Source organism: Kitasatospora sp. NPDC041917 (genome assembly GCF_055589745.1).
In genome coordinates this window covers 186,072-199,251 of sequence record NZ_JBVJBI010000013.1, presented here as the reverse complement: position 1 = coordinate 199,251, position 13,180 = coordinate 186,072, and the positions used below count along the sequence as shown (strand labels likewise).

At 71.6% G+C, this 13,180-nt stretch carries 14 protein-coding genes and 1 pseudogene; 11 read left to right on the top strand and 4 right to left on the bottom strand.

What is annotated here, in order from left to right; all coding sequences use genetic code 11:
• Positions 1-297: 297 nt before the first annotated feature.
• The 9 genes from ACZ6EM_RS18745 (at position 298) to ACZ6EM_RS18705 (ending at position 8,661) form a co-directional block, all read left to right on the top strand.
• Positions 298-1,584 carry a histidine kinase gene (locus ACZ6EM_RS18745; protein ID WP_380548181.1) on the top strand — a complete coding sequence of 429 codons (1,287 nt, stop codon included), beginning with the start codon at positions 298-300 and terminating at the stop codon, positions 1,582-1,584.
• Entirely contained in the window at positions 1,581-1,982 is a 402-nt protein-coding gene (locus ACZ6EM_RS18740; RefSeq protein ID WP_359908526.1) for a roadblock/LC7 domain-containing protein, read from the top strand. The genes ACZ6EM_RS18745 and ACZ6EM_RS18740 overlap by 4 nt, the downstream gene beginning before the upstream one ends.
• On the top strand, positions 1,979-2,353 hold the full coding sequence (locus ACZ6EM_RS18735; protein ID WP_359908523.1) for a DUF742 domain-containing protein: 375 nt from the start codon (positions 1,979-1,981) through the stop codon (positions 2,351-2,353). The genes ACZ6EM_RS18740 and ACZ6EM_RS18735 overlap by 4 nt, the downstream gene beginning before the upstream one ends.
• A complete protein-coding gene (locus tag ACZ6EM_RS18730; RefSeq protein WP_359908521.1) occupies positions 2,328-2,918 on the top strand; it encodes a GTP-binding protein in 591 nt (196 codons plus the stop codon). The genes ACZ6EM_RS18735 and ACZ6EM_RS18730 overlap by 26 nt, the downstream gene beginning before the upstream one ends.
• A 73-nt stretch (positions 2,919-2,991) precedes the next feature.
• A complete protein-coding gene (locus ACZ6EM_RS18725) occupies positions 2,992-4,371 on the top strand; it encodes a cytochrome P450 family protein (protein ID WP_401051196.1) in 1,380 nt (459 codons plus the stop codon).
• 227 nt (positions 4,372-4,598) lie between these two features.
• A complete protein-coding gene (locus ACZ6EM_RS18720) occupies positions 4,599-5,870 on the top strand; it encodes a cytochrome P450 (RefSeq protein WP_401051200.1) in 1,272 nt (423 codons plus the stop codon).
• Positions 5,867-6,805, top strand: a complete 939-nt coding sequence (locus ACZ6EM_RS18715; RefSeq protein ID WP_465772783.1) for an enoyl-CoA hydratase/isomerase family protein — start codon at positions 5,867-5,869, stop codon at positions 6,803-6,805. Before ACZ6EM_RS18720 ends, ACZ6EM_RS18715 begins: the two co-directional genes overlap by 4 nt.
• Positions 6,806-6,929: 124 nt before the next feature.
• Positions 6,930-7,745 carry a hypothetical protein gene (locus ACZ6EM_RS18710; RefSeq protein ID WP_465772782.1) on the top strand — a complete coding sequence of 272 codons (816 nt, stop codon included), beginning with the start codon at positions 6,930-6,932 and terminating at the stop codon, positions 7,743-7,745.
• A 91-nt stretch (positions 7,746-7,836) separates the two neighbouring features.
• A complete protein-coding gene (locus tag ACZ6EM_RS18705) occupies positions 7,837-8,661 on the top strand; it encodes a hypothetical protein (protein ID WP_401054947.1) in 825 nt (274 codons plus the stop codon).
• A gap of 252 nt (positions 8,662-8,913) precedes the next feature.
• On the opposite strand, the gene ACZ6EM_RS18700 is transcribed toward ACZ6EM_RS18705, so the two are convergent.
• The 4 genes and pseudogenes from ACZ6EM_RS18700 to ACZ6EM_RS18685 form a co-directional block, all read right to left on the bottom strand.
• Entirely contained in the window at positions 8,914-9,723 is an 810-nt protein-coding gene (locus ACZ6EM_RS18700; RefSeq protein WP_465772781.1) for a hypothetical protein, read from the bottom strand.
• 287 nt (positions 9,724-10,010) lie between these two features.
• Entirely contained in the window at positions 10,011-10,370 is a 360-nt protein-coding gene (locus ACZ6EM_RS18695) for a hypothetical protein (protein WP_401056130.1), read from the bottom strand.
• 14 nt (positions 10,371-10,384) lie between these two features.
• Positions 10,385-11,371: a transcriptional regulator gene (locus ACZ6EM_RS18690; protein WP_401056131.1), complete on the bottom strand. Its 987-nt coding sequence runs from the start codon at positions 11,369-11,371 to the stop codon at positions 10,385-10,387.
• Positions 11,372-11,470: 99 nt separating this feature from the next.
• Positions 11,471-11,641 (bottom strand): annotated as a pseudogene (locus tag ACZ6EM_RS18685) (helix-turn-helix domain-containing protein); the annotation flags it as partial.
• Between the two features lie 196 nt (positions 11,642-11,837).
• Here ACZ6EM_RS18685 and ACZ6EM_RS18680 point away from each other — a divergent pair.
• Together ACZ6EM_RS18680 and ACZ6EM_RS18675 are read left to right on the top strand one after the other, a co-directional pair.
• Positions 11,838-12,266: an ATP-binding protein gene (locus ACZ6EM_RS18680; protein ID WP_452179321.1), complete on the top strand. Its 429-nt coding sequence runs from the start codon at positions 11,838-11,840 to the stop codon at positions 12,264-12,266.
• 13 nt (positions 12,267-12,279) lie between these two features.
• Positions 12,280-12,834: a hypothetical protein gene (locus tag ACZ6EM_RS18675; RefSeq protein ID WP_465772780.1), complete on the top strand. Its 555-nt coding sequence runs from the start codon at positions 12,280-12,282 to the stop codon at positions 12,832-12,834.
• Positions 12,835-13,180 lie beyond the last annotated feature (346 nt).

Here is a 13,180-nt window from a genome sequence, read left to right as displayed (position 1 = left end):
AAGTGTGGTCGGGACGTGTCCCTGTGGTTAACGCGGCGTCACGAATGCCGTCATTTCTTGTCAGAGTTCCCAGCAAGTCGTGGAATTTCGCCCCAACTGCCCTTTTTGGTATCTGTTCTGACATGGCATGAGTTGCAGTAGGCTGACTCCGCGATAGGCGTCGCCGCAGGTCTCGTGCCGGAATGCACTTCGATGTGATGTGACATCAGGTGCCTTTCGGGGAGGTTCGGGCCGCCAGTCCCATTCGCGTTTAGGGGCCCGGACCGGCTCCACGCGATGCCACCTGAAGAGAGTTTCATGACGTCATTTGTGCAGGAACCCTTTTTCTGGGTCTTCATCGTGGTGATGCTCGCAGCCGTCGGAGCGGCCCTCCAGGCCCGCAGGACGAACCTCGCCCTGCGGCGGCGCAACGCCTCCCTGGAGGAGACGAGCGCCCTGGCACAGCGCCGGAGCGACGAGCTCGCCGCGCTGCACGACCACCTGCAGGGCCAGCACGCGTCCGAGCTGACCGCCGTCCGCCGGGACGCCGAGGAGGACACCAAGGCCGTCCTCAAGGCGGCGATGCGGACGCTGCAGGGCCTGGCCGACGAGCAGCAGGTCGTCATCGACAAGGTGCAGCGGAAGTACGGCGACAGCCCGCAGATCCTCGCCGACCTGATGACGATCGACCACACGAACAGCCAGTTCGGCCGGCGCGCCCAGGGTATCGCGGTGCTCTGCGGCGGCTGGCTGGGCCGCCGCGAGAGCGTCGCCTCGGTCTACGACGTGGTCCGCAGCGCCCAGGGCCGGATCCGGCACTTCGACCGGGTGCGGATCCACTCCCGGGTCAGCGTCTCGCTCGCCAGCAAGGTCGTCGAGCCGGTCGCCGTGGTGCTGTCCGAGCTGCTCGCCAACGCGACCAACTACTCCGCCCCGGACACCCCGGTGGAGGTCAGCGTCCAGGCCGTCCCCACCGGCGTCTGCCTGATCATCGACGACGCCGGCCTCGGCATGGGCCAGGAGGAGAAGGACCGCGCGGCACTGCTCCTCAACCCGGGCGCGCCGATCGGCCTCACCAGCCTGGGCAACCCCCCGAAGTTCGGCTTCGCCGTCTCCGGCATGCTGGCCGCCCGCTACGGCTTCCGGGTCTCCGTCGACTCGGTCTCCCCGTACGGGGGCGTGCGCGCCGTGGTGCTGCTGCCCGCCGAACTGCTCAGCAGCGAGGTCGCGGCCCCGCCCGTCGCCGAGCACACCGACTACACCGACTACCAGGCCCAGGCCGCGCCGGTGGAGCAGCCCGCGCAGTCCTGGGCGCCGGGAGCCGGCCAGCGGCTGGTGTCGCTGTCCGAGCCGGCGGCGCCCCTGGCCCCGGTGCCAGCGCCGTACGCGGCGACGGCGGGACCGGAGACCACCGCGGACGGACTGCTGCCCCGGCGCCGCCGCCAGCGCCCCGTGTCGGTCGTCCCCAACCCGCTGGACCCCGGTCGGGCCGAGGAGCCGGTGCGGAGCACCGGCCAGCACACGCCGTCCCGCCTCGGCGCGTTCCAGCGCGGCACGCTGTCCGGGCGCAACACCATGACCACGGAAGGAACCGAGATCCAGTGAGCCGTGATCTTTCCTGGGTGCTCAACGACGTACTCCAGGTACCCGGCGCCCGGCACGCCATCCTCGTCTCCGCCGACGGCCTCCTGCTCGAACGCTCCAGCGAGATCGGACGCGACGAGGCGGAGACCAACGCCGCCGCGATGAGCTCGATGCAGTCGCTGAGCCGCGCGGTCGCCCCGTTCGTCGGCGGAGGCGGCGGGCTCTGGCGCCAGACCCTGCTGGAGTACGACCACGGCTGGATCTTCCTGATCGCGGCCGGCAGTGGCGCGTACCTGGCCGCCTCCACCGCCCCCGACGTCGACATGGAGGCGATGTCCTTCCGGATGCAGCAGCAGGTGGGCGCGCTCGGACGGGCGATGTCGGCGGCGCCGCGCCAGAGCACGCTCAGCGGCTCATGACGGCCGGCGGCGAGGAACAGCGGGTCACCGGCGGCTTCATCCGCTCCTACGTCATCACCGGTGGACGCGAATTACCGAATGCGGACGACCTGTCTCTGATCACCTTGGTCACCGTCGCGCCCGAGCAGGACCTCCCCGCCCTGCCGAGCCCCGAAACCCGGGCGATCTGGGAGCTGTGCTCCGGCGGCTACCTCTCGGTGGCCGAGGTCGCGGCCCGGCTGGAGCTGCCGGTCGGGGTCGTGAGGCTGCTGCTGACGGACCTGATCCGGGAGGGACGGCTGCTGCGCCGGTCGGCCCCGCCCCCGGCCCAGGCCCCGGACCCGAGACTTCTAGAGAAGGTACTGCATGGACTTCAACGCCGGTTCGCCTGAGGACATCTACGTCCCCGGCGCGGTGACGACCGCTGTCAAGATCCTGGTCGTGGGGCACTTCGCGGTCGGCAAGACCACGCTCATCGGGGCGCTGTCGGAGATCGCCCCGCTGAGCACCGAGGAGAGCATGACGCAGGCGTCCATCCGCGTCGACGACCTCCGCGGCGTACCGGACAAGAAGACCACGACCGTCGCCCTGGACTTCGGCCGGCTGACCCTCGGCGACGACCTGGTGCTGTACCTGTTCGGCACGCCGGGACAGCAGCGGTTCATGCAGCTCTGGGAGGACATGGCGCGGGGGGCGCTGGGCGCCCTGCTGCTGGCCGACCCGACCCGCCTCGCGGACACCTTCCCCGTCATCGACCTGATCGAGCAGTACGGCCTGGAGTACGCGGTGGCGGTCAACAGCTTCGACCGGCAGAGCGACTACACCGAGGACCAGCTCCGCGAGGCGCTCGACCTGCTGCCGCACACGCCGGTGGTGTTCTGCGACGCGCGGGACCAGCGGTCCTCGGCCGACGCCCTGCTGACGCTCGTCCGGCACCTGCTCGAACGCGCCTCCTGACCTCCCCCACGCCTTCCGCCCCTCACGTCTCCCGGGTCCGCACCCGCCCGGGGCCACCCCCAAGGAACGACCCATGGAATCTCTGCAGCGACCCGTCCCGCAGTCGCCTCCGCCGGGCTGCCCGATGCACGTCGGCGTGAGCACGCCGCTCTACGGGGAGATGTTCTCGGCCGACCCCGACGCGGTCTACGACAAGCTGCGCGCCCACGGTCCCGCCGCGCCGGTGGAGTTGGCCCCCGGGGTGGACGCCACCCTGGTCACCTCGCACGAGGCCGCCCTGCGGGTGCTGCAGAACCCGGGGATGTTCGCCCGGGACTCGCGGCGCTGGGCGGCGCTCAACGAGGGCCGGGTGCCGATGGACAGCCCCGTCCTGCCGATGATGTTCTACCGGCCCAACTGCCTCTTCACGGACGGCGCCGAGCACCTGCGGCTGCGCAAGGCCGTCACCGAGAGCCTGGACCGGCTCAACGACAACCGGCTCAACCGGCACGTCGAGCGGATCGCCGGCTACCTGATCGACCAGTTCAGCGCGCTGGGCCGGGCCGACCTGCTGAACGACTACGCCAAGCTGCTGCCGCTGCTGCTGTTCAACCAGCTGTTCGGCTGCCCGGCCGACATCGGCGACCGGCTGACCCGCAGCATGTCCGCGCTCTTCGACGGCCTCGACGTGATCCAGGCCAACGAGGAGCTGACCTCCTGCCTGATGGACCTGGTCGCGCTGAAGCGCCGCCAGCCGGGCGACGACATCACCTCCTGGCTCATCCAGCACCCGGCCGGCCTGCGGGACGAGGAGCTCAAGGACCAGCTGGTCATGCTGATGGGCGCCGGCGTCGAGCCCGAGCGCAACCTGATCGGCAACGCGCTGCTCCTGCTGCTGTCCGGCGAGGGCGGCTCCGGACTGCGCATCGAGGACGCCCTCGACGACGTGCTGTGGAACAACCCGCCGATCGCCAACTACGCGACGCACTACCCGATGCAGGACCTCAACCTGGGCGGCGTCCCGATGGACGCCGGCAGCCCGGTGGTGATCAGCTTCGCCGCCGCCAACAGCGACCCCGCGCTCACCGACGCCCGGCTGACCCTCAGCAAGGGGGCCCACCTGGCCTGGGGCGCCGGCCCGCACGCCTGCCCGGCCAAGTCCCCGGCCCAGCTGATCGCCCTGAGCGCCATCGAGTGCCTGCTCAACGCGCTCCCGGACGTCATGCTCGCGGTTCCCGCGGAGCGCGTGGAGTGGCGGCCGGGCCCGTTCCAGCGCGGCCTGGTCTCGCTGCCGGTGCGGTTCAGCCCGGTGGCCGCCCGCACCGCGCGGCCGGTCGCGGACCCCGCCCCGGCCCCCTCGCCGGCCGGCTCCGAGCAGGCGCAGGCGTACCCGCAGCCCACCGCCGCCGCGCCCGCCCGGGCGCCGCAGAAGAAGGGCTGGTGGAGCTCCTTCCTGGACGTCTTCCGGGTCTGAATCCGGGCCCGATTCCGGGCTCGATTCCGGGCCCCAGGCGTCCGGGGCTCCGGGGATCCCGGTCCGACGCGCCGCCGGAAGCCGCCCGGTCACCGCGAGGTGAACGGCGTGCGACGGCGGTGCAGTACGTGACGGGGGCAACACGGATCGACGCTTGAGCGCGCTGTTGCTGGGTAGTACGCCGCCGTACTGCCCGCCCGCGTGTTGAAGGAGCCCGTGTGACCGCCATGTTGGAAGCCCGCCCCGCGGAGTCGGAGCGCCCTGACGGAAGGGCCGACCGCCGTGCCGCCGTACCGCTGCTGCGGAGGCTGCGGTCGGCCGAGGGGCTCGCCGATCCGAGCCCGGTCTACGACGAGCTGCGGGCGCTCGGCGACCTCGTCCCGGCGCCCTGGGGCGGCTACCTGGTCACCGGCTACGAAGCGTGCGACCAGGTCCTGCGCGGCAGGACCTGGCTCGTCCCGGACTTCGCCTGGCAGGAGCGGCAGACCGGGACGGACCGCTGGGAGGCCGTCGCCACCCAGGAGATGAGCCGGACCCTCTCCCGGCTCAACGCCCCCGAGCACACCCGGCAGCGGCGCAGCCTCGGGAGCCTCTTCGACCGGAACACGCTGCGGGACATGGCGCCGGAGATCGAGGCCGACGTCACGGGGCTGCTCGACCGCCTGGCCGAGCGAATACGGACGGACGGCGAGGCGGACTTCGCCTCCGTGGTCGGCGAGCAGCTGCCGATCGGCACCGTCGGTCGCTGGCTGGGCATCGCGCCCGCGGACTACCCGCACATCCTGACGATGACCCACAACCAGGTGCACGCCCAGGAACTGCTGCCCACCAAGAGCCAGCTGGCGGTCTCCGAGCAGGCCACCATGGACCTGCGCGAGTACTTCACCCGCCTCGTCCGGGAACGCCGCGAGAACGACGGCGACGACGTGATCGCCGGCTGGATCCGCACCTGGGACGGGCTGGAGTCCGACCGCGAGGCCACCGACCGGATGGTCTACCAGCTCACCATGTTCGTCACCATCGCCTCGCTGGAGACCACGGCGACACTGCTCTCCTCGCTGGTGTGGCAGCTGCTGCAGTCGCCGGGCCGGTGGGAGTGGCTGCGGGAGCGGCCCGAGCACATCGACGAGGCGATCGACGAGGCGCTGCGCTACGACCCGCCGATCCGCGTCAACAGCCGCGTCGCGGGCGAGGACACCGTGCTGGCCGGGACGTTCCTCCCCAAGGACACCATGGTCCACGTGATGTACGGCGCGGCCAACCGCGATCCGCGCCGCAACCCGGACCCGCACACCTTCGACCCGCTCCGCCGGGGCACCCACCTCACCTTCGGCGGCGGCGCCCACTACTGCCTCGGCGCGGGCCTGGCCCGGCTGGAGGCGCGCGCCCTGCTCGGCCAGCTGCTGGAGCGCTTCCCGACGCTGAGGGCGGTGAGCCCGCCGGAGCACGCGCCCCGGATGGTCTTCCACCGGGTGACGTCCCTGAGAGTGGCCGCATGAACGTCTCCTCGCAGGCTCCCCAGTACCACCCGTACGCGATGCGGCCCCCGTACCCGGCGAACCCCCCGGCACCCACCGGCTGGTACGCCCAGCCCGAGCCGGCCTCCGCTTCGGCCCCCGAGCCGGCCCCCGGGCCGGCCTCAGCTTCGGCCCCCGGGCCCGCGCCGGTCCGTACGGTCCGTTCCGAGCTCCGGGGAGCGGTGCTCCACGTCGAGCTGGACAGCCCGGAGACCGGGAACGCCGTCACCTCCGCCATGCTGGACGAACTCCTCGCCGTCCTCGCCGTGCCCGACCCGGCCGTGCGGGTGATCGTGCTGTCCGCGGCGGGCCGGGACTTCTGCCTCGGCGGCGACCGCGAGGAACTCCTCGCGGGCCTGGACGAGGACCCGACCGGCGGCCGGATACGCAGCTACGGGGACAGGGCGCGCAGGGTCTGCGACGCCCTCACCAACAGCCCCGCCGTGACCGTCGCACGGGTCCAGGGCCGGGCGACCGGCGCCGGCTTCGCCCTGGCGCTCGCCTGCGACCTGCGGGTCGGCGCCGACAACGCCGTCTTCCGGCTGCCCGAGCTGGCCCTGGGCCTGCCCGTCGCCTGGGGCGGGCTGCTGCCCCGCCTGCTCCACGAGGTCGGCGCGGCCCGGGTCCGGGAGATCATCCTCACCGGCCGGCCGGTCGGCGCGGTGGAGGCGCGGGAGCTCGCCATCCTGCAGCGGGTCGTCCCCGAGCAGGACCTGGACGGGGCGGTGGACGAGTGGGCCAGGCCCGTCACGCGCCGCCCCGAGGCCGCCCTGCGGGTCACCAAGACGCTGCTCGCCTCGCACGCCTCGGCCACCCGGCTGGCCGACGCCTCCGTGCTCGACTCCGAGCTGATGGCCTCGGTCCTCGCCGCCGCCCACTACACCCGCGGCCTCGCCGCCCGGCACCCGGTCGACTGACCCGGTGCCTGCGAAGGGGCCCGCGTCCTGGGGGACGCGGGCCCTTCCGCGCGTGGGAAAACGATTGTGGATCGTGCCCGCACGTTCGCTACCGTGTGCGATCGACGAAGGGGAGGGGATCACCGTGAGGACGATCCACAACACCCGTGCGGCGGTGGCCGTACTGACGATGGCTCTGGTCGCGGCCGGAGCGGCGGCCTGCGAGGGGGACAAGGGCGGCGAGGGCAAGGGCGGCGCCGCGGCGGCGGCCGCCACGCCGCCGCAGCCGTTCGGCGCGAACGGCTACCGGGGACTGCAGCTGTCGATGACCAAGGACGAGGTGCTCGCCGCCGGGGCCCTGGAGCCGTCGCCGGTCTCGGTGCTGAACGGCTGTACCGACTACGTGTACAAGGGCGGCCCGGCGCCGGATCCGGTCCGGATGGCGAACGAGGCGGAGGTCCACGCGAAGGCCGGCAAGGCGCTGGCCAGGATGGACGAGATGAGGGCGAAGCGGAAGACGGTCCCGCCGCTGGCGGCCGGGGCCTCGCTGAAGGAGCTGCAGGAGCACAGCGCGCGCCTCCAGGAGCAGCTCCAGCAGGATGCCGCCGACCAGAAGGAGTTCGCCGAGCTCCAGAAGGACCTGGACCTCGTCACGCCCGCCCGCAAGGCCCGGGACGAGGCCCTCAGGGCCACCGGCCGGGTCAACTTCGGCACCGAGGGTCTGCGCCAGGTGGTGGCGCCCGCGGACGCCCGCACCGCCGAGGGCGTCGGCGCGGGTTCGACGGAGGAGGAGCTCAAGCGCGCCTACGAGGGCAAGGAGCTCAAGCCGACCAAGGGCGGCACGTACGAACTCCCGGCCGAGAGCGGCAGCGGCGGCCCGGACTGGTTCTACGAGTTCACCGTGGCCGACGGCAAGGTGGCCGGCCTCGCCCTGGTCAAGCACAACACCTACTGTTCCTGAGAACTCAATTGTGGATCATGGTCGTGGCCCCGGTACGGTGATCGCCGGTACGACCAAGGGGGATTGCGACATGGGAAAGACGCGCAGGTCGATGCGTGCGGTAGGGGTCGGCGTCTCGGTGGCGCTGCTCGCCGTCGGGGCGGCGGCCTGTTCCACCGGCTCCTCCGACAAGGGGAAGGACGGCACGGCCAAGGCCCAGGCCGCCACCGGGGCGCCCACGGCGGCGCCCACGCCGAAGGGGCCCGAGGCCTTCGCGGCAGCCGGGTACCGGGGGCTGAAGCCGGGGATGGCCAAGGACGCCGGGCTGGCCACCGGAGCCCTGGAGAGCGCACCGGTCTCGCTGCTCGAAGGCTGCACGGACTTCGTCTACAAGGGCGGCCCGGCACCGGACCAGGCCCGGATGGCCGCCGAGGCGGCCACCGAGGCCCGGTACAAGGACCTGAACGCCAAGGCCGACGCGGCCAGCGGGAAGGCGCCCGCCCCGGCGGGCACCCTGCCGCCGAACGCCTCCGCCAAGGACGCGGCGGCCGCCGCCGCGGGCTCGGCCGCGGGGGCCGCGGACTCGGCCGCCGCCGCCAAGCTGATCGCCGACTCGACGATGGCCCTGGTCGACCTGAGGGTGGCGAAGGAGGCCAAGGAAGCGGCGTACCTGGCCACCGGCCGGGTCTCCTTCGCGGCGACGGGCCTGCGCGAGCTGGTCGCCCCGGCGGAGGCGAAGACGGCCGAGGGCATCGGCGCCGGTTCCACCCTGGAGGCGCTCCAGCAGGCGTACGGCGCCAAGGGCCTCCAGCAGGCCAAGAGCGGCACGTACGTGCTGCCGGTCGAGGGACAGCAGGGCTGGCAGTACGAGTTCACCGTGGACGGCGCGAAGGTCGCCGGGATGGCCGTGGTGAACCGCGACATCAAGTGCGCCTGACGGCCTGACCGGTCGGCGGCGGAGGCCCCGACGAACCACCGGGTTCGTCGGGGCCTTTGCCGTGCTCCGGCGGGAACCCGGCGGCCCGTGCGGACAGGTGGGGGTGTGGAACTGTCACAGCGGGCGCGATTGAGGAGCGGCGACCAGTGGGCGTTCGGGGAGGTGTTCGACGGGCCCGGCGGCCCGCCCGTAGCGGGACCGCAACCGGGGGAGGGGGCGTGGAGCGCTGAACCGGCGCAGGGCGTGCGGCGGTCAGCCGCTGCCCGCCGCGATGAGCGGTTCGTGCCGCCCGCGCAGGGCCGCGCGGGCCCGGGCGATGCCCCCGGGGGTGGCGGGGGCTCCCGTGCCGACGGCGACGGCTCTCGCGCCGAGGCCCGCGCAGGCGCGGCAGATTCCCGGCCGGGGCACCGGGTCGTGGCAGCGGCCGCACTCGGCGAACGGCGCCGATGGAGGCGCCGCTCGTTCCGGCGGCAGCTTCCGTTGCAGGCGATCCCGGAGGATCGCTACTGGGGAGTGCATCGGCTGCGGCAGCCCGGGCAGGAGGGCGTGGGCCAACTCGGCTTCGCTGCTGCCCCGTTCCAGCCACTGCATGACGAGCGACGCCAGCCCCTGCGCCTCGGCCTCGCCGAGGCGCAGGCGGGGTTCGAGCCGGATCACCCGGAACAGCGTGGCCACGGCGGCCCGCGTCCGTTCATCCGGGAGGGTGGGTTCTTGCCCCGGGTCCTTTACGGAAGGGGTGACAGTGACGCCGGTCCCTCGCCCACCGGAGGCCGGGCGGGTGGCAGCCGGTTCGGGCTGCGGGGTGTCGAAGACATGGGCCTCGGACCGGACCGTCCCGTCGGGCATTCGGATCGTGTCGACCCGGTAGTACCCGGCGTCCTTCAGCTCCTTGAGCGCCCGCCGGACGGCGCCCCGCCCCTGCGGGCTGCTGTCCGCCATCTGCCGCCCGTCCTCGCGCCAGCCGTCCGGGCGGGAAAGGAGGTCCGCGAGCAGCCCACGAGCGGTGTAACTGAGCCGACGGTCCTGCAACAGGCCGTTCGGAAGGACAGTGAATGCGCGCACGTGCGCGCTACGATGAATCTGCATCTGGAGGTCTGTTGCTCCTGGTGCCCGACCCCGGGGTGTGTCACCACCGCCGGGGTCTCCTATGTTCTGTCGATGATGCGGAAAGTAGCACAACGACTACACGCAGTGCGAGTCATTCGTGTGAGGCTCAGGCCCCGCATCAAGTACGCCCCCACCGTTGCGTGGGAAGTCGGTCCCGCCGACTTCCCACGCATCCCGTCCCACCCGGCGGCCCCAGGCCCCACCCCCGCCATCAGCAGGGGGTGCGGAGTGGAGCGCGATACTCAAGGACGGGTGCGTTCGATCGCCTCGAAGATGTCCGCATCGGTCTCCTGCTGCCACGACGGCAGATCGACCCAGTCAGCGACATAGCCCGGCTTCGGATTCTCGATGTGCTTGTGGATCTGAGCGATCCAACACGTCGCGACGAATCGGCCCTTCTGCTCCCGGGTGAGCTTTGACGTGTTGCCGCCGCTCACGATGATGAAGTCACGGACCTGGCCGAAGACGGCGGCGGCGCACTCCCGCTCCCACTCGGGAGTCTCGTCCCATGCGGCGACATAGCCTGCTTTCGGCTCGCCCGGATGGTGCTTCGACACACCGGCGATCCACGCTTCGCGGAAGATTTGCCCGTCGGACGGCATGAATTGCTCCTTCGTCAGGCGGCGTTGTCAAGCGCCGAAATCTGCTGGTGCAGGGCTGAGGCGCGACCATCGGCCGCGAGCGGAACGAGGCGGTTCCTGACCGCCTGCAACTTCCTGCCGATGTAGCCCGAGCCGGTCTGGTCGACCAACTCCAGAGCAGCGTGAGTGTAATGACTCGCCTGATCCAGATCACGGCGCTCGACGCTCAGCGCGGCCAACTCCGCGAGCACCGCTCCTCTGCGACGCAGCGAGAGCCGCTGGGAGAGCGCGGATGTCAGTGCCTGCTCCGCCAGATCCGGGCGGCCGAGTGCGAGATAGCAGGTGCCGCGTTCCTCGGCGAGACGTGAACCATCGAACCGAAGCCAACCGCCATTGTGCAGGTGGCCGGACAGATCGTGTACCTGCTCGGCGGCGCCCAGTGCTCGTTCGGTTGCTTCAAGGTCGCCGAGGCCTGCAAATGCCTCCGCCTGGACCGCCGCAACCCAGTATCGGGTTGAGAGCCGGCTGTCTCCTCGTTCTGCGACCTGAGAGGCCACTGCCAGAATCGGAGCCGCGACAGCGAAACGGTGTTCGTAGAGTTCCACGAAGGCGTGCCGCGTCAGTGCACAAGCCCACATGTCGAAAGCGCCGGCTTCCCTGGCTGCGCTGGCGGCGAGTGTGTAGCACTGCGCCGCGTCGGTGTAGCGGTTGGCGTCGAAGAAGATCTCACCCGCGAGCTGATACAGATCTCCCACCAGCGCACAGAGTTGCCGGCGCGAGGCATCGCTCTGGCATTCCCCCAGCCCCTTGGCCAGGAGAGCCAGTTGGTGCTTGACCATCGGGTGCACAGCCTGCTTGGAGTCGGAGAGCCCGAACAGCTTCCAGAGGTGCGTGTTCAGTTCCGGCCCGACTTCTGTCAGGGACGTGGCCACGCCGGATCGGGACGAGGGCCTTTCGGCATCGGGCAGAGCGATGAGCGCGCCGGTCACGGCGAGCAGGCTCAGGACGTCGCGGCGCTTCATGTCGTCAGTATCACCAAGAGGTGGGGCAGCGGCGTAGACCACCGAACGGCCAGGGTCTGTCACCTCTGGTGCGAGGAGGTCCGCCAGGCCCCCGGGGGTGACCCTGAGGACCTTTGCCATCTTGGGGTGTACGAACCCCTGGGGATTGGTCGCGCCAGCCTCCCAGCGGGTGACCGTGGAGACTGCCACTCCCAGTTCGGCGGCGAATGCCTCCTGACTGTAGCCCAGTGCCTTGCGGCGCTGCGCGAGTCGCTTCCTCCTCGGAGTCACAGCCGCCCCCGCTCGGTTCGAAGGGCCCCAGGTCAGGCGGGGTAGTGCGTCGATTATGCCTGAAAGGTGCTCACCTTCCGCTCTGGTTCGGGGCAACTCCCGGACCGTTCAATGGATGCAGCTACTCCTGGCCTCGCCTTCTCCCCAGGCGGCCACGAGCTTATGACCACCTGTTCCGCCTCTTCGAGGTGCCCCGATGCTCACGTCCCACCAGCCCCGCATGTTCGTCGCGTGCCTCGACTCGCGGGCAGAATCCACTCCCCTGGCCCGGTACTTGCTCCGGGCCTACCTCTCCGGATTGCCATCCGGGGACCGCTACCGCGACACCGCCGAACTGCTCCTCGGCGAGCTGTTCGCGAACGCCGTCCGGCACTCCGACGCGCCCGACGACCGCCACATCGAGATCCGCTTCGCCCTCGTTCACTCCCGTCTCCGTCTCGAAGTCCACGACGCCAGCAGTGGGCGCCCCTCCCTTCGCGCCGCCGCGCCGGACGACGAGCACGGGCGTGGACTGTTCCTCGTCGACGAGCTCGCCGAGCGCTGGGGCTGCGAATCCCGCCCCTGCGGCATCGGCAAGTTCGTCTGGGCGCTTGTCGCCCCCACGCCCGTCCTCGTCACCGCCTGAAAGCACAGCCCCCATGCACCTCACCACCCTCGCCGGCCACGCCCTCTCCCGCGGCCGCACCCCCGCCGACACCTACGCCCTCCTCGCCCGCCGCACCCACAAACCGGTGCCCTCGGCCCGCGCGGTCTGCCTCGCCCTCACCATCCCGCTCGCCGAGACCGTCCGCCGCCTCGACGAGTGCCACGACGCCCTCCTCGCCAACCCCCGCCCCGGCACCGAGACCGACACCGGCGAACTCCTCGAAGCCCTCGGCGTCTTCGACGTCCCCGCCTCCCTCACCGACACCGAACTCGCCGTCGTCGACCACTTCCTGACCGCCATCGACGCCATGGGCGGCATCCGCCCCGGCCACCACCACGGCCTGAGCCGCTGGTTCACCACCGGCAACCTCACCGCCGCCTACCTCTCCCTCGCCGCCGCCCGACCCCTCCCCCGCACCGGCAACCCCACCCGCTACTGGACCACCCTCGTCACCGCCGGCGAACTCCTCACCACCACTCCCAACCCCGACACCCGCATCAAATACGCCCTCACCCACTGCCGCACTCAAGCTGCCACCCGCCCGTAAGCGCAGGAAGTCGGCCCTGCCGACTTCCTGCGCAGGAGTGGCGGTGCACCGTGCCGCTGTTGCTCCGGCCCTGCCGAAGCAACAGCGGGCTCTGGGGTGCCGTGAATGGACTCAGCTGTGGTTTCGGCGGCCCCGGCCATCCGTGGCCGGGGCAGCTGTCTCGACCAGGGCTGCTGGGTTGCCTCATTTTGGGCGGCCCGGCCAACCTTGGCCGGGCCGCCCATGGCCTTTGCCGAAGGAGCGGGTGGGCGGGTGCCAGGTTTTTCGGGCGGGCCCGTGTGCTTGCACGCAGGCCCGCCCTCGACCTTGACCTGGCTTGTTCATCGTCTGCGTGGGAAGTCGGTCG

Bases quoted from the DNA above. Each gene is read 5' to 3' on its own strand.
- ACZ6EM_RS18730 (WP_359908521.1), top strand. From the start codon at position 2,328: ATGGACTTCAACGCCGGTTCGCCTGAGGACATCTACGTCCCCGGCGCG.
- ACZ6EM_RS18690 (WP_401056131.1), bottom strand. From the start codon at position 11,371: ATGAAGCGCCGCGACGTCCTGAGCCTGCTCGCCGTGACCGGCGCGCTC.
- ACZ6EM_RS18705 (WP_401054947.1), top strand. From the start codon at position 7,837: ATGCGTGCGGTAGGGGTCGGCGTCTCGGTGGCGCTGCTCGCCGTCGGG.
- ACZ6EM_RS18720 (WP_401051200.1), top strand. From the start codon at position 4,599: ATGTTGGAAGCCCGCCCCGCGGAGTCGGAGCGCCCTGACGGAAGGGCC.
- ACZ6EM_RS18725 (WP_401051196.1), top strand. From the start codon at position 2,992: ATGGAATCTCTGCAGCGACCCGTCCCGCAGTCGCCTCCGCCGGGCTGC.
- ACZ6EM_RS18715 (WP_465772783.1), top strand. From the start codon at position 5,867: ATGAACGTCTCCTCGCAGGCTCCCCAGTACCACCCGTACGCGATGCGG.
- ACZ6EM_RS18745 (WP_380548181.1), top strand. From the start codon at position 298: ATGACGTCATTTGTGCAGGAACCCTTTTTCTGGGTCTTCATCGTGGTG.
- ACZ6EM_RS18735 (WP_359908523.1), top strand. From the start codon at position 1,979: ATGACGGCCGGCGGCGAGGAACAGCGGGTCACCGGCGGCTTCATCCGC.
- ACZ6EM_RS18695 (WP_401056130.1), bottom strand. From the start codon at position 10,370: ATGCCGTCCGACGGGCAAATCTTCCGCGAAGCGTGGATCGCCGGTGTG.
- ACZ6EM_RS18680 (WP_452179321.1), top strand. From the start codon at position 11,838: ATGCTCACGTCCCACCAGCCCCGCATGTTCGTCGCGTGCCTCGACTCG.
- ACZ6EM_RS18675 (WP_465772780.1), top strand. From the start codon at position 12,280: ATGCACCTCACCACCCTCGCCGGCCACGCCCTCTCCCGCGGCCGCACC.